The organism is Streptomyces sp. NPDC045678 (assembly GCF_056432085.1).
The window spans coordinates 1454685-1478081 of record NZ_JBWKJS010000001.1; the positions used below are offsets into that span (position 1 = coordinate 1454685).

Genomic DNA, 23397 nt, shown 5'->3' on the forward strand with positions numbered 1-23397 from the left:
CGTACGTTGTCGCCAGGAGCGGAGGCCACCTCCGCACCGACCTGACGTACGACCTGAAGAGAGCCACACACATGCGCGTCGAGATCTGGAGCGACATCGCCTGCCCCTGGTGCTACGTGGGCAAGGCCCGCTTCGAGAAGGCGCTCGACGCCTTCCCGCACCGTGACGGCGTCGAGGTCGTGCACCGCTCCTTCGAGCTGGACCCGGGGCGCGCCAAGGGCGACACCGGGCTCGTCCTGCCGATGCTCATGCAGAAGTACGGCATGAGCGAGGAACAGGCCCGCGAGGGCGAGCGGCGGCTCGGGGAGAACGCGGCCGCCGAGGGACTCGACTACCGCACGGAGGGGCGCGACCACGGCAACACCTTCGACATGCACCGCCTGCTGCACTTCGCCAAGGAGCAGGGCAGGCAGGACGAGCTGATCGGGCTGCTCTACCGCGCGAACTTCGCCGAGGAGCGCTCCGTCTTCGCGGACGACGCGCGCGTCGTGGAGCTCGCCGTCGAGGCGGGCCTGGACGAGGGCGAGGTGCGGGCCGTCCTCGCCGACCCTGAGCGGTACGCCGACGACGTCCGCGCCGACGAGCGCGAGGCCGCCGAGCTGGGCGCGAACGGTGTGCCGTTCTTCGTCCTCGACCGCAAGTACGGCATCTCCGGCGCCCAGCCCGCCGAGGTCTTCACGCAGGCCCTGGAGCAGGCGTGGGGCGAGCGCGCGCCGCTCACCACCCTCGCGGCGGCCGACGGCGGCGACGCGTGCGGGCCCGACGGATGCGCGGTTCCGCGGGCCTGACACGCCGCATAGGTTGATCCCCATGGAGTCCATGGGGATCAACACCGGTACGGAATTCGCTCCCACGTCGACGTATCTGAACACCGCGAGCTGCGGGCTGTTGCCGCGCCGCGCCATCGACGCGATACGCACGCTCGCCGTCGAGAACGGCGAAGGACGGCCGGGCGGCGCCGGTGACTTCGAGGTGGTGGACGCCGCGCGGGCCGCCTTCGCCAGGATCGTCGGCGTGGCCAAGGGCCGGGTGGCGGTCGGCGGGTCCGTCGCCGTGCACGCCGGGCTGATCGCCGCGTCCCTGCCCCCGGGCGCCGAAGTCCTCGTGCCCGAGGGTGAGTTCGCGTCCATCGTGAACCCCTTCATGCTGCGCGGCGACCTCAAGATGCGGTACGCGCCGCTGGACGAGCTCGCCGCGGCCGTCACGCCCACGACGGCGCTCGTCTCCTTCTCGGCCGTCCAGTCCGCCGACGGACGCACCGTCGACCTGCCCGCCGTGCGCGCGGCGGCCGCCGCCCACGGCGCGCGCACCCTCCTCGACGCGACGCAGGCCGCGGGCTGGCTGCCGCTGGACGCCGACGCGTACGACTACACCCTCACCGGCGCCTTCAAATGGCTGCTGTGCCCGCGCGGCGTGTCCTTCCTGACCGTGCGCGAGGACGCCCAGGAGTCCCTCGCCCCGCTGCACGGCGGCTGGCTCGCCGCGTCCGACACCTGGGACGCCACGTACGGACCGCTCACCGAACTCGCCCCCGACGCCCGCCGGTTCGACGAACCCTCCGCCTTCCTCTCCTACCACGGGGCCGCCGCGGCGCTCGCCCTCGTCGAGGAGACCGGCGTCGACGCGATCCACGCCCACGACACGGCGCTCGCCGCCCGCTACCGCGCGGGACTCGCCGCGCTGGGCCACACCCCCGTGCCGGGCGCCTCGCCCATCGTCTCCGTGCCCGGACTCGCCGACCGGGCACCGGAGTTGACCCGGGCGGGCATTCTGACGTCGGCACGGGCGGGGCACCTGAGGGCAGCGTTCCACCTGTACAACACCGAGGCGGACGTGGACCGTCTTCTCGACGTGCTGTCGGGCTGAAGCCTGGCGCGGCGGGCCGCGGGGGGCCAGGCTTGGCAGTACCACGTGGCCGCGTGGCCGCGCGAGGTGGTGGTGCCGGTGGAGCCGTCCTCCGAGAGGCCGGGCACGCCGGACCCGCCGTCCGGCGCGGGCAGGACGCCCGGTGACGCCGAACTGCACCGGCGGCTCGTCTACGGCGAGGAGGCGGCGCTCGCCGACGCCTACGCCGCCTACGGCGTGCTCGTCCGCCGCGTCGCCACCCGCGTCACCCGCGACCACACCGCCGCCGAGGACGTCACCCAGGAGGTCTTCGCCCACTTGTGGACCAGGCCCTACGCGTTCGACGCACGCCGCGGCAGCCTGCGCGGCTGGCTGTCGATGCTCGCCCACCGGCGCGCCGTGGACTGGGTGCGCGGCGAGGAACGCCACCGCAAGGCCGTCCACGCCGACGAGACGTCCCTGCGGACGGTCCCGGCGCCAGGCCCCTCCCCGGACGAGGCGATCCTGGAACAGGAACGCTCCCTGCTCCTGCACTCCGCCCTCGCCCGGCTCCCGCTGCCCCAGCAGCAGGTGGTGCACCTCGCCTACTTCGCCGGCCGCACCTACCGGCAGGCCGCCGTCGAACTCGGCATCCCCGAAGGCACCGCGAAGACCCGCCTGCGAACGGCCCTGCGCACCCTGGCCGAGACCCTCGCGGACCCACCCCTGCGAGGTGAACACCCATGACCACCCCCCACGAAGCGGCACGTGAACTCCTCGGTGCCTGGGCCCTCGACGCCCTCATGCCCGGCGACGAGGCCACTGTCGTACGGCACTTGGGGGAGTGCGAGCACTGCGCCGCCGAAGCGGCGCGGCTGCGGGCCACCGTGCGGCACCTGGACGGCCCCGTCCCGCCCGGCCCCGGCCCCGCGCCCGGCGCGGACCACGGCACGCACGGGCTCTCCCTCGCTCTGCGCAGCCGCGCCCCCGCCCTGCGCACCGCCCCGCACGCCGCGCCCTACGCCGCCGCGGTGGCCGGACTCAAGGCGCTCCTCGGCGAGCTGGACGAGCACGGGCCGTGGGGGACGCCCGTCGTCCACGACTGGGACGTGCACGACACGGTCGCGCACCTGATCGCCGCGGACGAACCCCTGGCCTGGCACGTCGACAGGAACCGGCGGGCCCCCGCCCGGCCCACGGCCCCCGCGGACCCACCGACCCCGTGGCGCGTCGAGTGGGCGGCGCGCACCCGCGAGGTCATCCTCCGCGAACGGGCCCGTACCCCCGCCCAGACCGTCTCCACGTGGCGCAACCAGGCCGCCGGGCTCCTCTCGTCCCGCGCCGCCCACGACCCGGAACTCGCCGCCCGCACCGTGCTGCTCGCCGGCGGACGGCTCCCCGTCACCGACCACTTCCTGGCCCGCGCCTTCGAGGCGTGGGTGCACGCGTACGACATCGGCGCCGCCCTCAACCTGCCCGTCCCCCCGCCGCCCGCCCCGCACCTGTGGCAGCTGGTCCGCTTCGCCGTCCGCATCCTCGGCCCGGCCCTCGGTCCCGAGGCTCCGCCCGTCGCCCTGACGGTCTCCGGCGAAGGCGGCGAAACGGAGTGGGTCCTGGGCAGCGGGGACGACCCGGTACGCGCGCAACTCGTCCTGGACCCGGTCGACTTCTGCCTTCTGGTGGGCGGCCGCCGCGCCCCCGAGCACGTCCCGCGCGGCACATCGGGCGACGAGTCGGCGGCTCAGCGGGTCCTGAGCCGGGCGGCGTCGCTGTCCTGGCTGTAGCGCGGCCCGCGGCCGAAGCGCGTCGTGGCTGTACCGCGTCCCGGCCGTTGCGCGGGCGCTCCGACGGCGCTCAGTCCCGCCCCTTCCGCTCCGGGCAGTCCTCCGTCTCCTTGCACAGGTTCGTCTCCACCTTCGCGAGGAGCCGCGCCAGGTCCGCGCGTTCCGTGTCGTCCAGGCCCGCCAGCGTGTGGCCCTCCAGCTCGCCCCACGCGCGTTCCACCTGCGTGAGCAGGCCGCAGCTCGCCGCGCTCGCCTCGACCAGGACCGCGCGGCGGTCGGCCGGGTCGGGGCGGCGGCGTACGTGACCGGCCTGTTCCAGGCGCTGCAGCATCTTCGTGACCGTCGAGGGGTCGAGGTCGACCGCCTTGATCAGCTCGGACTGTCGTACCGCGCCCGCCTCCCACAGGTGCATCATCACGAACTCCTGGCCGGGGTAGAGGCCGAGACCCTTCAGCACCTTGCCCGCGGCGATGCGGTGCAGCCGGGCGACCCGGCTGACGGCGAGACTGACGGGTCCCGCGTCGGCGACACCGGAGGCCCCGGGCGTACAGACGGGGTCGCCCGGAGGTGCCTGGACGGTGTCGGCCTTCATCACGTGCTCCTGTTTGTCGATCGTGAGACGTCTGCCAAAAGATTACCTTGGTCGGCCAATAAATGGGTTACAGTGCTCTCGGCGCGAATGATTGGCCGACCACATATTTCCGTCGTATCTCAGTCCGGGAGTCCTGATGACCACCGCGTTCGACCCGATCGACCTGTCCGGCACCCCGCTCCGCAACCGCATCGCCATGGCCCCCATGACCCGCAGCCGCGCCGGTGAGGGCGGTGTCGCCACCGATCTGACCGCGGAGTACTACGCGCAGCGTGCCTCCGCGGGCCTCATCGTCACCGAGGGCATCCAGCCTTCCGTGGTCGGCCAGGGATACCCGGACACACCGGGCCTGCACAGCGCCGAGCAGATCGCCGCCTGGCGCAAGGTCACCGACGCCGTGCACGCCGCCGGGGGCACGATCTTCGCCCAGCTCATGCACGCGGGCCGCGTCGGCCACCCCGTCCTCCTGCCCGACGGACTGATCAACGTCGCCCCCTCGCCGGTCGCGGCCGACGGGCAGGTGTACACCGCCGAGGGCCCCAAGGACTTCGTCACCCCGCGCGAGCTGACCGACGCCGAGATCCGCGCCACCATCGCCGACTTCGCCACCGCCGCCCGCAACGCGATCGACGCGGGCTTCGACGGCGTGGAGCTGCACGGCGCCAACGGCTACCTGATCCACCAGTTCCTCGCCCCCGGCTCCAACCGCCGCACCGACGCGTGGGGCGGCTCGCCCGAGAACCGCATCCGGTTCGCCGTCGAGGTCACCGCCGCCGTCGCCGAGGAGATCGGCGCCTCCCGCACCGCCTTGCGCGTCTCGCCCGGCAACCCCGCCAACGGCATCTCCGAGCCCGACCCCGAGCCCGTGTACACCGCGCTCGCGAAGGAGCTCGCCGCGCTCGACCTCGCGTACCTGCACATCATGGAGGTCGGCGACGTCCGCGAGCTCACCGTACGGCTGCGGCAGGACTTCGGCGGCACGCTCGTCCTGAACCCGCACAGCGAAGGCCCCACCGGCCCCGACGCGCTCGCCCTGATCGAGGACGGCACCGCGGACATCGTCACGTTCGGCGCACTGTTCCTCGCCAACCCCGATCTGCCGGCCCGCCTGAAGGCCGGCGGCCCGTACAACACCCCGGACCGCGCGACCTACTACGGCGGCGACGGGAAGGGCTACACGGACTACGCCCCCCTGGCGCAGTAGCCGTAAAACGGTGAACGGCCCGGCTCCCAGGAAAGGGAACCGGGCCGCACACACCTGCCTACGAGGTCACTTCACCGGGGTGAAGTCCCGCGCCCCGATGTACTCGGGCCGGCGCACCGGCGCCGCGAACGGCTCCACCGCCGTGTTCTCCACGCTGTTGAACACGATGAAGACGTTGCTGCGCGGGTACGGGGTGATGTTGTCCCCCGAGCCGTGCATGGCGTTGCAGTCGAACCACGTCGCCGAGCCGGCCTCGCCCGTGAAGAGGCGGATGCCGTAGTCGGACGCGAGGTGCGTGAGCGTCTCGTCCGACGGGATGCCCGCGTCCTGCATCTGCAGCGACCGCTTGTAGTTGTCCTTCGGCGTGGCGCCCGCACAGCCGAGGAACGTCTTGTGCGACCCCGGCATGATCATGAGACCACCGTTGGTGTCGTAGTTCTTCGTCAGCGCGATGGACACCGAGACGGTCCGCATGTTCGGCAGGCCGTCCTCCGCGTGCCAGGTCTCGAAGTCCGAGTGCCAGTAGAACCCCGAGGCACCGAAGCCCGGCTTCACGTTGATCCGCGACTGGTGGACGTACACGTCCGAGCCGAGGATCTGCCGCGCCCTGCCGACGACCCGCGGGTCCGCCGCCAGCCTGGCGAAGACCTCGCTGATCTTGTGCACCTCGAAGATCGACCGGATCTCCTGGGAACGCGGTTCGACGATGGAGCGATCGTTCTCGCGCATCACCGGATCGTTGATGAGCCGCTCCAGCTCGGCGTGGTACACGTCCACTTCGTCAGGGGTGATCAACTGGTCGATCGCCAGGAAACCGTCCCGCTCGAACCCGGCCAGATCCCCGGCCGTAATCGGCCCCGCTGCACCCGGCTCGGACCACACGACGGGGTCCTTGCGCTCGATCAGCACCTCTTCGGCGCCTCGGGTCGGGTACAGGTCACTGGTGCGTTCGGGTGCGGTGGTCATGGTGTTGCCTGCCTCTCCTCTCGTACGGCCCTGTTCGGGATGTAGGTGGTGTCAGTCCGCTTCCGGCTCCGTGAGCAGCGGGTACACGCCGTTCTCGTCGTGGTCCTCACGACCCGTGACGGGCGGGTTGAAGACACAGATGCAGTGGAAGTCCTCCTTGATCCGCATCGTGTGCTTCTCGTGCCCGTCGAGCAGGTACATGGTGCCCGGCGTGATCGTGTACTTCTCGCCGGTCGTGTCGTCGGTCAGCTCCGCCTCACCCTTGGTGCAGACGACGGCCTCGATGTGGTTCGCGTACCACATCGACGTCTCCGTACCCGCGTACAGGATGGTCTCGTGGACGGAGAAGCCCACCCGCTCCTTGGCGAGGACGATGCGCTTGCTCTCCCAGGTGCCCGAAGCGGCCTTCACATGCCGGTCGGTGCCTTCTATGTCCTTGAACGAACGGACGATCACGGTGAGTTGGTTCCTTTTCTCTTACGGTGCCGGGGGCTCGGTGAGGCGCTCGCTCAGGCGGACTCGCGTACCGCGCGGGCCAGCGTGCGCAGCCCCTCGTCCAGCTCGTCGGGGGTGATCGTCAGCGCCGGAAGGAGCTTGACGACCTCGCCCTCGGGGCCGGAGGTCTCGATGAGCAGGCCCAGTTCGAAGGCCCGCTTCGCCACGGCGCTCGCGCGGTCCTTGTCGTGGAACTCGACGCCCCAGACCATGCCGCGGCCGCGCCACTCCTTGATGGCCGGACGGTTCTCCTCGACGATCGAGGTCAGCGCCTGCTCGATCTGCTCGCCGCGGGCGCGGGTCTGCTTCTCCATCGCCGGGCCGTCGGTCCAGTAGGTCTCCAGGGCGGCGGCGGCCGTCACGAACGCGGGGTTGTTGCCGCGGAACGTGCCGTTGTGCTCGCCCGGCTCCCAGACGTCGAGCTCCGGCTTGAACAGGCAGAGCGACATGGGCATGCCGTAACCGCTGATGGACTTCGACACCGTCACGATGTCCGGCGTGATGCCCGCCTCCTCGAAGGAGAAGAACGCGCCGGTGCGGCCGCAGCCCATCTGGATGTCGTCGACGATGAGCAGCATGTCCCAGCGCTCGCACACGTCGGCGAGCTTGCGCAGCCACTCGGCGCGGGCGACGTTGATGCCGCCCTCGCCCTGCACCGTCTCGACGATCACGGCGGCGGGGGTGTTCAGGCCCGAGCCGGAGTCCTCCAGGAGGCGCTCGAACCAGATGAAGTCGGGGGTCCGGCCGTCGAGGTAGTTGTCGAACGGCATCGGGGTGCCGTGCACCAGCGGGATGCCGGCGCCGGCGCGCTTGAACGCGTTGCCGGTCACGGCGAGAGAGCCGAGCGACATGCCGTGGAAGGCGTTCGTGAACGACACGATCGACTCGCGGCCCTTGACCTTGCGGGCCAGCTTCAGCGCCGACTCCACGGCGTTGGTGCCCGTCGGGCCCGGGAACATGACCTTGTACGGCAGGTCGCGCGGGCGCAGGATGACGTTCTGGAAGGTCTCGAGGAAGGCGCGCTTCGCGGTCGTCGACATGTCGAGACCGTGCGTGACGCCGTCCCGCTCGATGTAGTCGATGAGGGCGCGTTTCAGGACCGGGTTGTTGTGGCCGTAATTGAGCGATCCGGCTCCGGCGAAGAAGTCGAGGTACTCGTGGCCGTCCTCGTCGTACATGCGGCTGCCCTGCGCGCGGTCGAAGACCGTAGGCCAACCGCGGCAGTAGCTGCGCACCTCCGACTCCAGGGTCTCGAAGACGCTCAGGTCGGGCTGGGTGATGGTCACAGCAGATCTCCTGGGAGATGGAAAGGCGTGGGAGGTGGGGGGAGTTACGGGTGGTGCTGACGGTGCGAATGGTGCGTGTCTCGCGGGCATCGCTTGGGGGGAGCGAGGGCGGATCAGTGGTCGAGCGGACCGATGCGGTACAGCACCTCGGGCTCGTGGCCGTCGTCGGGGAAGAGCCCCGCGTCGAACAGGACCTTCCGCTCGACCGACGCGCCGTGTCGCCGCGCGAAGGAGAGGAAGAGCCGCTCGGACGCGGTGTTCGAGGGCGCGATCGTCGTCTCGATCCTGGTCAGCGCTCGGCCCGCGGCGACCCTGGCGGTCAGTCCTTCGAGCAGGGCGCCGGCGAGGCCGCGGCCACGCTGACCGTGGTCGACGGCCACCTGCCAGACCATCAGGACGTCAGGGTGCTCGGGCCGGATGTAGCCGGTGATGAACCCGACCGTCTCCCCGTCGGCGTCCCGGGCCACGAGGGACGTGGCCGCGAAGTCACGACACCACAGCAGATAGCTGTAGGACGAGTTCAGGTCGAGCACCTTCGAGTCGCGGGCGATCCGCCAGATCGCGGCGCCGTCGGCGACATCGGGACTGTCGAGTCGCAGTCCCTCCGGCAGTTTTTGGAATTTCGCTCGCAGGTCGGTCGGTAGATCGGCTTGTGCAGCGGTCATGCGGATTGAATTTACCGAGCAATTTCTCGAATTGCATCGGGGGGAGGGGTTACACAAGGGCGCCTCATGTGTTATCAGGCGTGGGTGCGCGCCCGCATGAGGCCGTGTCCATTTGGGATACTTTGACCCGCATAATCCGCACGAAACGGACGCGTTGTGGAGTACGTCACACACATGCAATCGCTCTTGCGTGCGTCCGAATTGCGGGGTTTGATGCTGTCGAAATCTTAGTGTTTAGGTCCCGGGAAAGCGGGCAGAAGAATACGGGAAGCTGTGCTTCTCAGTTTATAAATAATTCGTGAGAACGTGCGCGGGAATTCAAAGTGACGCAAAGGAGCGGAGGCGTGGATTCACGATCCGGTGACTCCGTCGACACGCTCCCTGAGCAAGTCGGCGTGGCCGTTGTGCCGCGCGTACTCCTCGATCAGGTGAACCAGGATCCAGCGCAGACTCACGGCCTCCTCGCCGCCCACGACGGCCGCTTCCTCGGCGCCGAGGCGCCCCGTGTCGTCCGGCGAACGACCCGCGCAGATCTGCCGGTTCACCGCGATCTTCCGCTCCCACACGGCGAGGACCTCGGCGAACGTCCGAGACCGGTCCAGCGTGAAACCGCTGCGGTCTCCGTAGAGCGGCGGCACGTCACGCCGCGCGAAGACCCGCTGGATCCAGTTCCGTTCCATCTCGGCGAGGTGCTGCACCAGACCGAACAGCGAGAGCGCGGACGGCTCGACGGCCGTCCGCAGCGCCTGCTCGTCGTCGAGCCCCGCGCACTTCACCGCCAAGGTGGCGCGGTGCAGGTCCAGCCAGCTCGTGAGCATCGTGGGCTCGTCGGCGGTCAGGGGTGGGATGGTGCGGCCGTCCGGGAGCGTGGTCATGTCATGCACGGTGCCACGGGACGGCGGACGGCCGCAGGTGTTTCGTACGGACGGCCCGGCGGGACGGAAGCGCCGTCAGGCCGTCGTGAAGACGTCCGTCACCGCCCGACGGGCGCCCTCCAGGTCCACCGCGACGCCCGTCTCGCCCAGCGCGGCGCCCAGCGCGGCCAGCGACGCGTGCACGACACCCCGGGTCGCGTCGGGCCCGTAGTGGTTGACCCTGATCATCTCCTTGGCGAGCGCCCCGCCCCCGGCGACCAGCGGAAGCACCGGATCGGCGGCGAGCGCCCTGGCGACCAGCGCGGACGCGTCGACACCCGCCGGCGTCCGCAGCGTCGTGGCGACCGGCGCCGCGTCCACCGCGTCGTGCACGTACGGTTCGAGACCCCCGCCCAGCGCGATCGCCCCCGCACGGACCGCCGCCGCGGCCGCGGCGTGCCGTGCCATGAGCGCCTCGAGACCCTCCGCCTCGATGCGCTCCACACACGCCTCGAGCGCCAGCATCTCCAGCTGGGCGGGCGCGTGCAGCAGCGCCTTCCTGCCGCCGTCGATCCACCGCTCCTTCCAGTCCAGGAGGGAGAGGTACGAGCGGCGCGGCGCCTGCGGATTCGCGGCGATGCGCTCCCACGCCCGCTCGCTCACGGACACCGCGGAGACCCCCGCGGGACCGCCCATCGCCTTCTGCGCGCCGATCACGCACAGGTCCACGCCCCACGCGTCCGGCAGCAGCGGCTCTGCGGCCACCGAGGCGACCGCGTCCAGCATGAACAGCGCACCGTGCTCCCGCACGACCGCGCCGATCTCCGCGACGGGATTGGTGTTCCCGGTCGCCGCCTCCGCGTGCACGAGCGACACGAAGTCGATCTCAGGGTGCTCGGCGAACGCCGCACGCACCTGCTCGGCCGTGACCGCGGTGTTGAACGGCACGGCGAGATCGATGACGGTCGCCCCGCAGTCGCGCAGCCAGTTGCCGAACGTCTGGCCGTACGGACCGGTGATGACGTTCAGCGCGGTCGTGCCCGGCCGCGCCGCGCCCCGGATGCACCCCTCCAGGGGCAGCAGCGCCTCGCCCTGCATGATCACGACGTCCTGCTCGGTGGCGAGCAGTCCGGCCACGCGCGCCTCGATGGCGGCGAAGTGCTGGGCGCTCAGCGGCGCCAGGTCCAGAAAGGGGTGCGTCACAGTACTGCTCACGTCACTGCTCACTTCGCTCACGAGTTCGTTCGGGATGCCGTGCCGAGCCTACCGACCGGCCCCGTACCGGGCGTTCCGAGTGCCTCCTAAGCTGCTGCCATGAGCGATCACGCGGTGCTGCACGTGAAGGGTCGGGTGCTCGTCGGGCCCGACGACGTTCGGGACGAGCTGTGGGTGGTCGGGGGGAGGGTGACCTACGACCGCCCCGTCGGCACCGCCGCCGACGACGTCCGCACGATCGAGGGCTGGACCCTGCCCGGCCTGGTCGACGCGCACTGTCACGTCGGCCTCGACGCGCACGGACCCGTCGACGCGGACACCGCGGAGAAGCAGGCCCTCACCGACCGCGAGATCGGCGCCCTCCTCCTGCGCGACGCGGGCTCGCCCTCCGACACCCGCTGGACCGACGACCGCGAGGACCTCCCGAAGATCATCCGCGCGGGCCGCCACATCGCGCGCACGCGCCGCTACATCCGCAACTACGCCCACGAGATCGAGCCGGAGGACCTCGTGGAGTACGTCGGACGGGAGGCCCGGCGCGGTGACGGCTGGGTCAAGCTCGTCGGTGACTGGATCGACCGCGAGGCCGGTGACCTGACCGCGTGCTGGCCCCGCGGGGCGGTCGAGGCGGCGATCGCCGAGGCGCACCGCCTGGGCGCCCGTGTCACCGCCCACTGCTTCGCCGAGGACTCGCTGCGCGATCTGGTCGAGGCGGGCATCGACTGCATCGAGCACGCGACGGGCCTCACGGAGGACACGATCCCGCTCTTCGCGGAGCGCGGCGTCGCGATCGTCCCCACGCTCGTCAACATCGCCACGTTCCCGGACCTCGCCGCGGGCGGCGAGAAGAAGTTCCCGCGCTGGTCGGACCACATGCGCCGACTCCACGCGCGCCGCTACGACACGGTGCGGGCCGCGTACGACGCGGGCATCCCCGTCTTCGCGGGCACCGACGCGGGCGGCTCGCTTCCGCACGGCCTGGTGGCGGCGGAGATCGTCGAGCTGACCCGCGCGGGCATCCCGGCGCTGGACGCGCTCTCGGCGACGACCTGGGGTGCGCGGGAGTGGCTCGGCCGCCCGGGGCTCACGGAGGGCGCGCCGGCGGACCTGGTGGTGTACGAGGCGGACCCGCGGGACGACGTGCGCGTGCTGGCGGCTCCGCGGAGGGTCGTGCTCAACGGGCTGGTGGTGGGCTGAGGTCCTGGGGTGGGGGGCTGAGGTCCTGGGGGGGCTGAGGTCCCGGGGCGGTGGGTGACGGGTTGCGGGTGGCGGGTTACGGGCGGCGGGTTGACCTGGGCGTTACGCGGGGGTGGTGGGGCTCGTTGGGTGTGGCTCGTGGGGGGCGCGGGGGGCGGTCGGGGTGCGTCGTCCGCCTGATGCGGGGGTGTCGGCTGTCGCTCTCTGGGAACGTCTGTGCCGCGGGATTCGAATGAATGGACGGAATCGTCCCGTTGGAGTGAACTGACGTCAGGTTGCTGACCGTTCACTCTGTGTGCGTAAAGATTCCCGCGTCGCCCTTCGTCGATGTCGGGCGACGCCATCGATGCGCACGTGATGTCCCCATGTGGCGTGCGCGTTCGGTGGCCCGTTTCTCTCGTGAGGTCCCACCACCGTGAACAGCCACAGCTCTATCCGCACGTCCACGTCCGCGCCCACGTCCGTGTCCACCTCCCTCTCCGTCTCCACCGTCACTTTCGGCAGAGCCTTCCGTGCGCACGGGCGGCGCCTCTCCGTCGTCGCCGTGGCCACCGCGCTCGCCGCGGGTCCCGCGGCGCTCGCCGGTGCCGGGTCCGCGCAGGCCACGGGCGGCGACAGCCACAAGGGCGGGCGGGCCGACGCCGTCGTGCTGCGCACCGGGCTGAACGTCTCCCTGCTCAACAAGACCGTGAACGTCCCGCTCAAGGTCGCCCTCAACGAAGTGCGGGCCCCCGCGAGCGCCGAGAAGACCGCGCTGACCGCCCGGCTGGACGGCGTCGACGGCGGACGGCCCTTCAGCGTGCTGCGTGCGGACGTCGCCACGGCGAAGGCGACGGTGCGGGGCGGCACGGCGCAGGGCTACAGCAACATCGCGCACGCCAAGGTGCACGTGCCCGGACTCCCTCTCCTCTCCCTCGTCGAGGTCGAGCAGGTCACTTCCAAGGCCGTCTGCGCGGAAGGCGAACGGCCCGTTGCCGAATCGAATCTGCTGGGCGCGGTCACCGTGCTCGGCAAGAAGGTCACGCTGACGGCGAAGGGCACGACGGAGGTGAAGGTGCCGGGGGTCGGCGAGGTCACCCTCGCCCTCTCCAAGACGCACACGACGTCGCGTACGGCGGCGGCGTCGGCGCTCGAACTCACGGTCTCCGTGAACCCGTTGAAGCTGAACGTCGCCGAGGTCACGGGCACGGTGACGCTGGCCGGGGCGGGGTGTGAGACGCCGGTGGGCGTGGCGCCGCCGAAGGAGGCGGGGGAGAAGCCGCAGGGCAAGCCGGAGAAGCCGGTCCGGCCGAAGACGGAGGCCAACCTCGCGGAGACGGGGGGCAACTCGATGACGCCGTACGTGGCGGGCGGGGCCGTGGTGCTCCTGGTGGCGGGCGGCGGAGCGGTGACGCTGGCGCGACGCAGCAGGGGGTAGTTCTGGCGGGGCGCCGGGGGCGCCGGGGGCGCCGGGGGCGCTGGGGGGCGCCGGGGGTGCCCGGGGGTGCTGGGGTGCCCGGGGGTGCTGGGGGTGCCCGGGGGGCTTGGGGCGACGTGGCGCGCTGGTTCTGGTGGGGGCGCCCTGGGGGGGTGATGGGGCGGCGTAGCGGGCTGGTTCTCGCGGGGCGCCCAGGGTTCGGTGGTGGGGCGGGGCCGCGGGGGTATGTGCGTACTCGCCATCCCTGCGCCACGCCGGACACTCCCGACCGCCCCGGTCCCCTCGGTGCTCCGTGCGCACATACCCCCACGTCCCCTCCGGTCCGTCTCGCGGCTGCGGCCCGGCGGGGTCCTCCACCCTCGCGTGCCGGAGCGGGGTAACCGGTCGGCCCCTACCCTCGCGAAACGTCGCGGGGTAAACGGGTGGGTGGGCGGGTGTGCATCCGCCGCGAAGCGGCGGGGTTGGTGCTCTTGCCCTGGCGGGGCGTCGCGGGGTGAACGGGTGGGTGGGCGGGTGTGTATCCGCCGCGGAGCGGCCGGGTTGGTGTTCCTGCCTCGGCGGGGCGTCGCGGGGTGAACGGGTGGGTGGTGGGGTGAGTGTTCCGCCGCGGAGCGGTGGGGTGGTGCTCCTACCGCGGGGAGGGTGACGCCAGCACCGAGGCCAGCACGGCGAGGAACCGGGACGACGTCCCCCGGTCCCTGACGGCAAGTCGTATCCAGTCAGGCCCCAGGCCAGGAAACGTATCGCCACGCCGCACAGCGAACCCCCGCCCCCGAAGCCGCTCCCGCACCCCGGCCGCCCCCGGCACCCGTACCAACAGGAAGGGCCCCTCCGCGGGCCCCACCGCACGCACCCCGAAGGGGGCCAACTCGGCGATCCCGGCGAGGAGATGCGCGCGGTCCGAGGCGACCCGGTGCGCCGCGTGCCCCGCCTCCGCCAGCGCCCGGGGCGCCACGCACGCCCGCGCCGCCACGAGCGCGGGCGTCGACACCGGCCACAGCGGCTGCGCCTGCGCGAGGGCGGCGATCGTGTCGGGGGCGGCGAGGACGTAACCGATCCGCAGCCCCGCGAGGCCCCACGTCTTCGTGAGACTGCGCAGGACCACCAGGCCGGGCACGTCCGTACGGCCCGCCAACGCCTCCCGCTCACCCGGCACCGCGTCCATGAACGCCTCGTCGACCACCAACGTCCGCCCAGGACGCGCCAGTTCGGCGACCGACGCCGCAGGATGGAGGACGGACGTCGGGTTCGTGGGGTTGCCGACGACCACCAGGTCGGCTTCCTCCGGCACCGCCGCCGGGTCGAGCCGGAAGCCGTCCTCCTCGCGCAGCAGCACCCGGCCCACCTCGTGCCCCGCGTCCCGCAGCGCCGCCTCGGGCTCCGTGAACTGGGGGTGGACGACGTAGGGGTGACGGACCTTCAGGGCGCGGGCCAGCAGGACGAACGCCTCCGCCGCACCCGCCGTGAGCAGCACGCGGTCCGGGGTGAGGCCATGACGCGCCGCCACCGCCTCGCGCGCCTCCCGGCCGTCCGGATACGCCGCCAGATCGTCGAGGGACGCGGCGATCAGCTGCTTGAGCCACACCGGGGGAGTGTCGGAACGTACGTTGACGGCGAGATCGGTGAGGTCCGCGCCGTCGTCGCGTACCTCGGCGTCCCCGTGGTGGCGCAGGTCGAAGGGCGCTGCAGAGAGCCGCGGGCGTGCCGCGACCGCGCACGTCGCCCTCGCCGGACGGCCCGCGGGCGCCGACTTCCGCTTGGGCACGAGAAGTTCACCACCGCCCCGCAGAGCCGCCGCCTCCGCCACGGAAGGCGTACCCACGGCGGCACGGGACCGCGCGGTCGGGTTCGGCACCGTCACGTCCGACAGCTCCGCCGCCGTGTACGTCACGAGCGGCACCCCGAGCCGCGCCGCCGCCCCGACGATCCCCGGCTCCGCGCCCTTCACGTCGACCGTCGCCAGCTCCGCGACCGCCCCCTCGGAGAGGCCCGCCTCGCGGACCGTGTCCCGGACGAGGCCGAGCACCTCCTCCACCGGCGCGTCCTCGCAGGCGCCGACGCCGACGACGAGCACGACGTCCTCCATGGAGTGGGTCCTTTCGTGTGGGGTGGGGGCGGTGGATGTGCGGAGCAGGGGGTCAATCGGCTAGCAAGGGGCCATGGCGGTGTTCGTGGCGCTCGGCGCCTTCCTCATGACCCTGGTGGGCGGCTGGACGGCCCAGCGGGTCACCGACCGGCGCCACCTCGTCCTGGGCCTCGCGGGCGGCCTGATGCTCGGTGTCGTCGGCCTGGACCTGCTGCCGGAGGCGCTGGACGCCGCCGGGCAGCCCGTCTTCGGCGTACCGGCTGCCCTGCTCCTGTTCGTGGCCGGCTTCCTCGTCGCCCATCTGGTGGAACGGCTCCTCGCGGGCCGCAGGGCCGCCCACGGCGCCGACGAGCACGAGGGCGGGCGGGTGCCCGAGGTGGGGCTCACGGCCGCCGCGGCGATGGTCGGGCACAGCGTGATGGACGGCGTCGCGATCGGCGCGGCGTTCCAGGTGGGCGGCGGCATGGGCGTGGCCGTGGCGCTGGCCGTCGTCGCCCACGACTTCGCGGACGGCTTCAACACGTACACGCTCACGAGCCTGTACGGGAACGCCCGCCGCAAGGCGCTCGCGATGCTGTTCGCGGACGCGGTGGCCCCCGTGGTCGGTGCCGCGTCGACCCTGCTCTTCACCATTCCGGAGCAACTGCTCGGCAGCTATCTGGGTTTCTTCGGCGGCGCGCTGCTCTATCTCGCGGCGGCGGAGATCCTGCCCGAGGCGCACCACGACCACCCGGCCCGCTCCACCCTGCTGTGCACGGTGGCGGGCGCGGCGTTCATCTGGCTGGTGGTGGGCATCGCGGGCTGAGCCACCGCCCGTGGTCACGGCGTGCACCGCTCGACGAACCGGCGCGCGACGGCCGGCTCCGCGGCCCAGTGCGTGTGCAGATAGCTGGCGTGCACGTTGCCCTGTACGAAGCCTTCGACGCGCCGCTCGGGCCGGTGCAGGCCCCACGCGGGGACGGGTCCTGCCCCCGGCTCCATGACGGTGCGGTGGAACTCGTGGCCCCGCATGCGCGTGCCCGCGGGCGCGAGGACGCTGTCCGACACGGCGACCGCCTCGCGGTACCCGAGCGTCAGCCGTTCCGACATCCGCGCCCCGGCGTCAAGGACCCCGCACATCGGCTTCCCGTCCAGCTCGCGGGAGAGGTAGAGCAGCCCCGCGCACTCGGCCGCGACGGGGGCCCCGGAGCGGGCGAGCTCGGCCACGGCCTTCCGCAGCACCTCGTTGGCGGACAGCTCCGGCGCGTACACCTCGGGGAACCCGCCCCCGATGACCAACCCGGCGGTCCCGTCCGGCAGTTGCTCGTCGTGGAGGGGGTCGAACGGTACGACCTCCGCCCCGGCGGCGGTGAGCAGCTCCGCGTGCTCGGCGTAGGAGAACGTGAAGGCGGCCCCACCGGCGACGGCGACGACGGGGCGCCGCCCATCGGGCCCGGCCGGGGAGTATCCAGCCTGTCCGGCGATCGAGGGCGAACTCGGCGAAGCCGGTGACTCGCCGAGCCCCGTCGCAGGGTCCCACGCCTCACCCGGCGGCAGGGGCGGCGCGCTGCGGGCCAGTGCGAGCAGGGCGTCCAGATCGCACCCCTCCCGCACCCGCGAAGCCAGCGCCGCCACCGACTCCACCGCGTCGGCCTGCCGCTCGGCGACCGGCACGAGCCCCAAGTGCCGGGAAGGCGCATGGACTTGGGAAGCGCGGCGCAGCGCGCCGAGTACCGGAACCCCCGCCTCGTCCAGCGCCTCCCGCAGCAGCGCCTCGTGCCGGTCCGAGCCCACCTTGTTCAGGACGACGCCCGCGACCCGCACCTCGGGGTCCCACGACGCGAAGCCGTGCACCAGCGCCGCCACCGACCGCGACTGCGACGACGCGTCGACGACCAGGACGACCGGCGCCCGCAGCAGCTTCGCGACATGGGCGGTGGAGGCCAGCTCGCCCTGGCCCGCCGCACCGTCGTACATCCCCATCACACCCTCGACCACGGCGATGTCGCACCCGGCCGCGCCGTGCGCGAACAGCGGCGCGACGAGGTCGGGTCCGCACAGGTACGCGTCGAGGTTGCGCCCCGGCCGCCCCGTCGCCAGCGCGTGGTAGCCGGGGTCGATGTAGTCGGGCCCGACCTTGTGCGGGGAGACGGTGAGCCCGGCCGCCGTGAACGCGGCCATCAGGCCCGTCGCGACGGTCGTCTTGCCGCTGCCCGACGACGGCGCCGCGATGACGAGGCGAGCTACCACTCGATGCCCCTCTGACCCTTCTGCCCGGCGTCCATCGGGTGCTTGATCTTCGACATGTCGGTCACGAGGTCGGCGCAGTCGATCAGCTTCTGCGGCGCGTTGCGGCCCGTGATGACGACGTGCTGCGTCCCGGGGCGGTCGCGCAGGACCTGCACGACCTCGTCGGTGTCGATCCAGCCCCAGTGCATGGGGTACGCGAACTCGTCGAGGACGTACAGCTTGTACGTCTCCTCCGCGAGGTCACGCTTCACCTGCTCCCAGCCCTCGCGGGCCTTGTCCTCGTTGGTCAACTCGCCCTCGGCGGGGGCGCGCTGGATCCACGACCAGCCCTCGCCCATCTTGTGCCAGGCGACCGTGCCGCCCTCACCCGTGGCACCGAGGACCTTCAGCGCGTTCTCCTCGCCGACCTTCCACTTCGCCGACTTCACGAACTGGAAGACGCCGATCGGCCACCCCTGATTCCAGGCCCGCAGCGCGAGCCCGAACGCGGCGGTCGACTTGCCCTTGCCGACGCCCGTGTGGACGAAGACGAGCGGACGGTTGCGGCGCTGGCGCGTCGTGAGACCGTCGTCCGGCACGACGCTCGGCTGTCCCTGCGGCATTAAGCGGCCCTCCTCGAAGGCGAGTTCATTCCCTGTACGTCCTTGACGAGGCCGGCGATCGAGTCCGCCCGCAGCTCGTCGAGGGTCACGACCGTCCCGCCGAGCTCGCCCGCGAGCTGTCCCGCGAGGCCGAGCCGTACGTAGCCCGACTCGCAGTCCACGACGACCGAGGCGACGCCTTCGGCCGCGAACAGCCGGGCCGCACGGCCCGCGCGGGCCACCGGCTCCACGCCCCCGGTCGCCCGCCCGTCCGTCACCACGACCACCAGCGGACGCCGCGCGGCGTCCCGCAGCCGCTCGACGCGCAGCACGTCGTGCGCCTTCAGCAGCCCCGCGGCCAGCGGGGTGCGCCCGCCGGTCGGCAGCGATTCGAGGCGGGCCGCCGCCGCGTCCACCGACGACGTCGGCGGCAGCGCGACCTCCGCGTCCTTGCCGCGGAACGTCACGAGCCCCACCTTGTCGCGCCGCTGGTAGGCGTCGAGGAGGAGCGAGAGCACGGCGCCCTTGACGGCGCTCATCCGCTGCCGCGCCGCCATCGATCCGGAGGCGTCCACGACGAACAGCACGAGGTTGCCCTCGCGGCCCTCCCGCGTGGCCTGCCGCAGATCGTCACGGCGTACGACGAGACCGGCGCCGGAGCGCCCGCGCGCCTTCTGGTGCGGGGCCGCGGCCTGCACGGTGGCCGCAAGGTGCAGCTTGGTCAGGGCGCCCCGGGGGCGCCGCGAACCCGTGGTGCGGCCGTGCTCGGTGCGGGCGCGCGAGCGCCGTCCGGCGGCGCCCTCACCGATGCCGGGCACGCTCAGCATCTTGGTGCGGAACGGCTCGGCGGCGCGCACGGCCTGCTGCTCGCCGGGGCCCGAGGGGGCGCCTGCCGCGGGGGCCGGCTCCTGCGGGGCCGGGGAGTCGTCGGCGCCCGCGGTGTCCGGGGCGTCCGCGGGGTTCGGCGCGTCAGGGCCCTGGTTCTGCGAGGGCAGCTCGGGGGAGTCGGGGCCGTCGCCGGCCGGGGGCTGTCCGCCGCCCCCGTCGGGGCCGTCGCCGTCGGGGCCGCCCCCTTCGGGGCCGTCGTCACCCTCCGGAGGCTCGGGCTCCTCGTCCTCGCGCGCGTCCTCCAGCACCTCGTCCAGCTTGTCCTCGTCGAGCCCGGGCGCGTCGAAGGGGTTGCGGCGCCTGCGGTGCGGCAGCGCGAGCAGCGCGGCCTGCCGCACGTCCTCGCTCAGGATGTCGGTGCGGCCCGCCCACGCGGCCAGTGCCGTCGCCGTGCGCGCCATCACGATGTCCGCACGCATCCCGTCGACCTCGAACGCCGCGCAGGTCGCCGCGATCTGCCGCAACGCGCCGTCGCCGAGGACGACGTGGGGGAGCAGGGCGCGGGCCGCCACGACCCGGTCGCGCAGCGCCGACTCGTCCTTCGACCAGCGGCCCGCGAAGCCCTCGGGGTCGTCGTCGTACGCGAGCCGTCGCCGTACGACCTCGACGCGCTGGTCCGTCTCCCGGGACGCGGCCACCTCGACGGTGAGACCGAACCGGTCGAGCAACTGCGGCCGCAGTTCGCCCTCTTCGGGGTTCATCGTGCCGACGAGCAGGAACCGCGCGGCGTGCCGCACGGACACGCCCTCGCGCTCGACGTACGAGGCGCCCATCGCGGCCGCGTCCAGCAGCAGGTCGACCAGGTGGTCGTGGAGGAGATTGACCTCGTCCACGTACAGGATGCCGCGGTGCGCGTCGGCGAGCAGTCCGGGCTCGAAGGCCTTCACGCCCTCCGCCAGGGCCCGTTCGATGTCGAGGGCGCCGACGAGCCGGTCCTCGGAGGCACCGACCGGCAGCTCCACCATGCGTGCGGGGCGCGCGGCGGCGCCGGCCGACTCGTGGGGCCCGTCGGGGCAGTTGGGGTCGGCGGCCGCCGGGTCGCACGAGAAGCGGCACCCGGCGACGACCGGCACCTCCGGCAGCAGCGCGGAGAGCGCGCGCACGGCGGTGGACTTGGCGGTGCCCTTCTCTCCCCGCACGAGCACGCCTCCCACGGCGGGCGATACGGCGTTCAGCAAGAGCGCGAGCCGCAGGTCGTCCTGCCCGACGAGGGCGGTGAACGGATACGGGGTACTCACAGAGCCTCCTTGGTGCGTTCTGGTGCTGCCGGCGGCGCTCCGGGCGCGATGAACGGCAGGCCTGCGGGCGGGCCCTGCTCGATCAGGTTCCACAGCGCGTCCGTGTCCGCGTGTTCTTCGATCAGGTCGCCCAGCAGGTCGAGCTGCTCCTCGCGCAGCGCGCCGAAGCTGGTGTCGGGGGCGGGCACGAAGCGGCGTCCCGCCGCGCGGGCGACCTCGGTGAGGAACCGGCGCCGGAACGCGTCGCTCTCCAGCGACCCGTGCCAGTGCGTGCCCCACACCTCGCCGACCCGGCAGCCGTCCAGGAAGGGTTCGCCGCCCGCGACCTCGGCGACGCCGTGGTGGATCTCGTACCCCTCGACGGGCTCGCCGAGTGCCTCGCCCACCGGGCGGGCGAGGGTCTTCTCGCGGGCGAACCGCACCCGCACCGGCAGCAGCCCGAGCCCGTCGACGGAGCCGGCCCGCGACTCGACCTCGTCCTCGATGTGCTCGCCGAGGACCTGGAAGCCGCCGCAGATGCCGAGCACGGGGCGTCCCTCGGCGGCGCGGCGCGCGAGGGCGTCCGCGAGGCCGCGCTCGCGCAGCCACCGCAGGGCCCCCACGGTGCCGCGGGTGCCCGGCACCACCACGAGGTCGGCGTCGACGAGTTCCTCGGCGCGGTCCACGAACCGCACGACGACACCGGGCTCCGCGGCCAGCGCGTCCACGTCCGTGAAGTTGGACATCAGGGGCACGGCGCACACGGCGACCCGCAGGACGTCCTCGCCGACCGGCGGCGCCACCACGGACTCCCGCACGGCGCCCCGCAGGGACACCCGCAGGCCGTCCTCCTCGTCGATGCCCAGCCCGTGCTGGAACGGCAGCACGCCGTACGTGCGCCGCCCGGTGAGGCCGAGCAGCATGTCGAGCCCGGGTTCGAGGAGCGAGACGTCGCCGCGGAACTTGTTGACGAGGTACCCGGCGACCAGCTCCTGGTCGGCCGCGCTCAGCAGCGCCGTCGTCCCGAAGAAGGAGGCGAATACCCCGCCCCGGTCGATGTCCCCGACCACGAGCACGGGGAAGCGGGCGGCGCGCGCGATGCCCATGTTCACGATGTCGGTGCGCCGCAGATTGATCTCGGCGGGGCTGCCCGCGCCCTCACAGATCACGGCGTCGTACGTGCTCCGGAGCTCCTCCAGACAGCCCACGACGGTGTCGAGCAGCGCCGCCTGACGTCCCCCGTGGTAGCCGCGCGCGCTCATCTCGCCCACGGGCTTGCCCATGAGGACGACCTGGCTGGAGCGGTCGCCGCCCGGCTTGAGCAGCACGGGGTTCATCAGCGCGCTCGGCTCGACGCGGGCGGCCTGCGCCTGCATGGCCTGCGCCCGCCCGATCTCGGCGCCCTCGCGGGTCACGAACGAGTTGAGGGACATGTTCTGCGCCTTGAACGGCGCGACGGACACTCCCTTGCGGGTCAGCCACCGGCAGATGCCGGCGGTGACGACGCTCTTCCCGGCGTCCGACGTGGTTCCGGCGACGAGCAGTCCACCGCTCACGAAGCTCTCCTTGACCTCAGTCGGGCGACGCCCGCGACGACCGCGACGCCGAGAGCGAGCCGGCTCACCCGCCGGGACAGCTTCACCGCCCGCTCGATGTCCCTCACCTGTACGTCGCGCCCGTACGCGTTGAGTACGGGCCGGTGCTCGACCCGTCCCGCGTACGAGAGGGTCCCCCCGAGGCGTACGCCCAAAGCCCCCGCGAAGGCGGCCTCGACGGGACCGGCGTTGGGGCTCGGGTGTTTCGCGGCGTCGGAACGCCAGGCGCGCACCGCTCCCGAGGGCGCGTCGCCCGCGACCACGGCCAGCGCGGCGGTGAGCCGCGCCCCCGGCCAGCCGAGGACGTCGTCGAGCCGCGCGGACGCCCACCCGTAGCGCCGGTAGCGCGCCGACTTGTGGCCGACCATCGCGTCGAGGGTGTTCACGGCGCGGAAGGCGACAAGTCCCGGCACGCCACCGACGGCGCCCCACACGAGCGCTCCCACCACGGCGTCCGAGGTGTTCTCTGCGACGGACTCCACGACGGCCCGCGCGATCCCGTCGGCGTCCAGGGCCTGCGGGTCCCGCCCGCACAGATGGGGCAGCCGCTCCCTGGCCACCTCGATGTCACCGGCCTCAAGCGCCCCGCCGACGGCCCGTGCCTCGCGTCCCAGCGAGGTTCCGCCGAGCACGGCCCAGGTCGCGGCCGCGGTGAGCGCCACGGTTCCGGCACGTCCCGCGGCGGAGCGGCGTGCGAGGGCGGAGGCCAGAGCGGCGGCGCCTGCCGCGCCCCCGGCGCACACCGCGGCGTGCAGGGCGCCCCACCCGCGGTGGTCCCGCCACAGCACCTGCTCGACGGCGCCCGCCGCCCGTCCGAACGCGGCGACCGGGTGGCCCCGGCGGGGATCGCCGAGCAGCAGGTCACCGAGGAATCCGGCGGCGGCGCCGTACGCGAAATCGCGATCGGCACTCATGGCGTTGTGTGTCCTCACTCAGGGTGTCCGCGCCCTGGTTCGACGTGAATCGGCGGCGAGAGTTCCTGGCTCCCGGGGAGTGACCCCCGGTGACAGTGGCGGGACCGCGCCGGATTCGCACCGGCTTCCTCTTCTGCCTCCGTAGTTGGCCCGGGCAGTCCACCACGCCCCGCGAATGCCCGTCAACTCGCTGTTGACCTGCGGCGGGAGAGTGTGTTGGGACCCACATGCGGGCCCGCACGACCCGCACGCAGGAGGGGGGGGGGGGGGGTTGGCGCCCCCCCCCCCCCCCCCCGAAAAACCGACCTCTGGGGGAGGCAGTTGTCACCTTTCTGCGGCAGCCAAACAGAGCCCATCCCACACCGCAACCGCGAACCACACGAAGAAG

General features: G+C 72.8%; 21 protein-coding genes and 1 riboswitch. Of the genes, 8 read left to right on the plus strand and 13 right to left on the minus strand.

Annotation, left to right across the window (positions count from 1 at the left end; translation table 11 throughout):
- The first annotated feature begins 71 nt into the window (after positions 1-71).
- The 4 genes from AC07DO_RS06490 to AC07DO_RS06505 all read left to right on the plus strand — a co-directional run bounded on the left by AC07DO_RS06490 (position 72) and on the right by AC07DO_RS06505 (position 3608).
- Positions 72-788, plus strand: coding sequence for a DsbA family oxidoreductase (locus tag AC07DO_RS06490; protein WP_479057456.1), 717 nt, complete (start codon positions 72-74; stop codon positions 786-788).
- Positions 789-810: 22 nt separating this feature from the next.
- Positions 811-1866, plus strand: coding sequence for an aminotransferase class V-fold PLP-dependent enzyme (locus AC07DO_RS06495; protein WP_479057457.1), 1056 nt, complete (start codon positions 811-813; stop codon positions 1864-1866).
- 66 nt (positions 1867-1932) lie between these two features.
- Positions 1933-2571 (plus strand): RNA polymerase sigma factor, encoded by a 639-nt coding sequence (locus AC07DO_RS06500; RefSeq protein WP_479057549.1) that lies wholly within the window; start codon positions 1933-1935, stop codon positions 2569-2571.
- The gene (locus tag AC07DO_RS06505) at positions 2568-3608 is read left to right on the plus strand and encodes a maleylpyruvate isomerase family mycothiol-dependent enzyme (RefSeq protein WP_479057458.1); all 1041 of its coding nucleotides are present in this window, start codon (positions 2568-2570) and stop codon (positions 3606-3608) included. The genes AC07DO_RS06500 and AC07DO_RS06505 overlap by 4 nt, the downstream gene beginning before the upstream one ends.
- 70 nt (positions 3609-3678) lie before the next feature.
- Here the strand turns inward: AC07DO_RS06505 and AC07DO_RS06510 are convergent, their stop codons facing one another.
- Positions 3679-4200: a MarR family winged helix-turn-helix transcriptional regulator gene (locus AC07DO_RS06510; protein ID WP_479057459.1), complete on the minus strand. Its 522-nt coding sequence runs from the start codon at positions 4198-4200 to the stop codon at positions 3679-3681.
- 136 nt (positions 4201-4336) lie between these two features.
- On the opposite strand from AC07DO_RS06510, the gene AC07DO_RS06515 reads away from it, so the two are divergent.
- On the plus strand, positions 4337-5404 hold the full coding sequence (locus AC07DO_RS06515) for an alkene reductase (RefSeq protein ID WP_479057460.1): 1068 nt from the start codon (positions 4337-4339) through the stop codon (positions 5402-5404).
- A gap of 66 nt (positions 5405-5470) precedes the next feature.
- Here the strand turns inward: AC07DO_RS06515 and thpD are convergent, their stop codons facing one another.
- The 6 genes from thpD to AC07DO_RS06545 form a co-directional block, all read right to left on the minus strand.
- On the minus strand, positions 5471-6370 hold the full coding sequence (thpD, locus tag AC07DO_RS06520; protein WP_479057461.1) for an ectoine hydroxylase: 900 nt from the start codon (positions 6368-6370) through the stop codon (positions 5471-5473).
- 51 nt (positions 6371-6421) lie between these two features.
- Positions 6422-6826, minus strand: a complete 405-nt coding sequence (locus AC07DO_RS06525; RefSeq protein WP_150166377.1) for an ectoine synthase — start codon at positions 6824-6826, stop codon at positions 6422-6424.
- Between the two features lie 53 nt (positions 6827-6879).
- A complete protein-coding gene (gene ectB / locus AC07DO_RS06530) occupies positions 6880-8151 on the minus strand; it encodes a diaminobutyrate--2-oxoglutarate transaminase (protein WP_398975747.1) in 1272 nt (423 codons plus the stop codon).
- A 113-nt stretch (positions 8152-8264) separates the two neighbouring features.
- Positions 8265-8816, minus strand: coding sequence for a diaminobutyrate acetyltransferase (gene ectA / locus AC07DO_RS06535; protein ID WP_479057462.1), 552 nt, complete (start codon positions 8814-8816; stop codon positions 8265-8267).
- A gap of 350 nt (positions 8817-9166) precedes the next feature.
- The gene (locus AC07DO_RS06540; RefSeq protein ID WP_479057463.1) at positions 9167-9691 is read right to left on the minus strand and encodes a DinB family protein; all 525 of its coding nucleotides are present in this window, start codon (positions 9689-9691) and stop codon (positions 9167-9169) included.
- A 75-nt stretch (positions 9692-9766) separates the two neighbouring features.
- On the minus strand, positions 9767-10873 hold the full coding sequence (locus tag AC07DO_RS06545) for a pyridoxal-phosphate-dependent aminotransferase family protein (RefSeq protein WP_479057550.1): 1107 nt from the start codon (positions 10871-10873) through the stop codon (positions 9767-9769).
- A gap of 111 nt (positions 10874-10984) precedes the next feature.
- Here AC07DO_RS06545 and AC07DO_RS06550 point away from each other — a divergent pair, with 111 nt between their 5' ends.
- Complete coding sequence (locus AC07DO_RS06550) at positions 10985-12082, plus strand: amidohydrolase family protein (protein WP_479057464.1); 1098 nt, start codon at positions 10985-10987, stop codon at positions 12080-12082.
- Positions 12083-12626: 544 nt separating this feature from the next.
- Positions 12627-13499, plus strand: a complete 873-nt coding sequence (locus AC07DO_RS06555) for an SCO1860 family LAETG-anchored protein (protein ID WP_479057551.1) — start codon at positions 12627-12629, stop codon at positions 13497-13499.
- Positions 13500-14127: 628 nt separating this feature from the next.
- Here AC07DO_RS06555 and cobC read toward each other — a convergent pair.
- Complete coding sequence (cobC, locus tag AC07DO_RS06560) at positions 14128-15585, minus strand: Rv2231c family pyridoxal phosphate-dependent protein CobC (RefSeq protein ID WP_479057465.1); 1458 nt, start codon at positions 15583-15585, stop codon at positions 14128-14130.
- Between the two features lie 73 nt (positions 15586-15658).
- Between cobC and AC07DO_RS06565 the strand changes: the two genes are divergently transcribed.
- Positions 15659-16390 (plus strand): ZIP family metal transporter, encoded by a 732-nt coding sequence (locus AC07DO_RS06565; RefSeq protein WP_479057466.1) that lies wholly within the window; start codon positions 15659-15661, stop codon positions 16388-16390.
- A 14-nt stretch (positions 16391-16404) separates the two neighbouring features.
- Here the strand turns inward: AC07DO_RS06565 and AC07DO_RS06570 are convergent, their stop codons facing one another.
- From AC07DO_RS06570 to AC07DO_RS06590, 5 genes are read right to left on the minus strand one after another with little or no spacing between them, the layout of a single operon-like run.
- Complete coding sequence (locus AC07DO_RS06570; protein ID WP_479057467.1) at positions 16405-17814, minus strand: cobyrinate a,c-diamide synthase; 1410 nt, start codon at positions 17812-17814, stop codon at positions 16405-16407.
- Entirely contained in the window at positions 17808-18416 is a 609-nt protein-coding gene (cobO, locus tag AC07DO_RS06575; protein WP_479057468.1) for a cob(I)yrinic acid a,c-diamide adenosyltransferase, read from the minus strand. The genes AC07DO_RS06570 and cobO overlap by 7 nt, the downstream gene beginning before the upstream one ends.
- Positions 18416-20521 carry a putative cobaltochelatase gene (locus tag AC07DO_RS06580; protein WP_479057469.1) on the minus strand — a complete coding sequence of 702 codons (2106 nt, stop codon included), beginning with the start codon at positions 20519-20521 and terminating at the stop codon, positions 18416-18418. The genes cobO and AC07DO_RS06580 overlap by 1 nt, the downstream gene beginning before the upstream one ends.
- Complete coding sequence (locus tag AC07DO_RS06585) at positions 20518-22056, minus strand: cobyric acid synthase (protein WP_479057470.1); 1539 nt, start codon at positions 22054-22056, stop codon at positions 20518-20520. Before AC07DO_RS06585 ends, AC07DO_RS06580 begins: the two co-directional genes overlap by 4 nt.
- Positions 22053-23009 (minus strand): cobalamin biosynthesis protein, encoded by a 957-nt coding sequence (locus AC07DO_RS06590; RefSeq protein ID WP_479057471.1) that lies wholly within the window; start codon positions 23007-23009, stop codon positions 22053-22055. The genes AC07DO_RS06585 and AC07DO_RS06590 overlap by 4 nt, the downstream gene beginning before the upstream one ends.
- Positions 23010-23046: 37 nt before the next feature.
- Positions 23047-23188, minus strand: a riboswitch (cobalamin riboswitch).
- Positions 23189-23397: the final 209 nt, after the last annotated feature.

Bases quoted from the DNA above. Each gene is read 5' to 3' on its own strand.
- AC07DO_RS06490 (WP_479057456.1), top strand. From the start codon at position 72: ATGCGCGTCGAGATCTGGAGCGACATCGCCTGCCCCTGGTGCTACGTG.
- AC07DO_RS06495 (WP_479057457.1), top strand. From the start codon at position 811: ATGGAGTCCATGGGGATCAACACCGGTACGGAATTCGCTCCCACGTCG.
- AC07DO_RS06505 (WP_479057458.1), top strand. From the start codon at position 2,568: ATGACCACCCCCCACGAAGCGGCACGTGAACTCCTCGGTGCCTGGGCC.
- AC07DO_RS06510 (WP_479057459.1), bottom strand. From the start codon at position 4,200: ATGAAGGCCGACACCGTCCAGGCACCTCCGGGCGACCCCGTCTGTACG.
- AC07DO_RS06515 (WP_479057460.1), top strand. From the start codon at position 4,337: ATGACCACCGCGTTCGACCCGATCGACCTGTCCGGCACCCCGCTCCGC.
- thpD (WP_479057461.1), bottom strand. From the start codon at position 6,370: ATGACCACCGCACCCGAACGCACCAGTGACCTGTACCCGACCCGAGGC.
- ectA (WP_479057462.1), bottom strand. From the start codon at position 8,816: ATGACCGCTGCACAAGCCGATCTACCGACCGACCTGCGAGCGAAATTC.
- AC07DO_RS06540 (WP_479057463.1), bottom strand. From the start codon at position 9,691: ATGACCACGCTCCCGGACGGCCGCACCATCCCACCCCTGACCGCCGAC.
- AC07DO_RS06550 (WP_479057464.1), top strand. From the start codon at position 10,985: ATGAGCGATCACGCGGTGCTGCACGTGAAGGGTCGGGTGCTCGTCGGG.
- cobC (WP_479057465.1), bottom strand. From the start codon at position 15,585: ATGGAGGACGTCGTGCTCGTCGTCGGCGTCGGCGCCTGCGAGGACGCG.
- AC07DO_RS06565 (WP_479057466.1), top strand. From the start codon at position 15,659: ATGGCGGTGTTCGTGGCGCTCGGCGCCTTCCTCATGACCCTGGTGGGC.
- cobO (WP_479057468.1), bottom strand. From the start codon at position 18,416: ATGCCGCAGGGACAGCCGAGCGTCGTGCCGGACGACGGTCTCACGACG.
- AC07DO_RS06590 (WP_479057471.1), bottom strand. From the start codon at position 23,009: ATGAGTGCCGATCGCGATTTCGCGTACGGCGCCGCCGCCGGATTCCTC.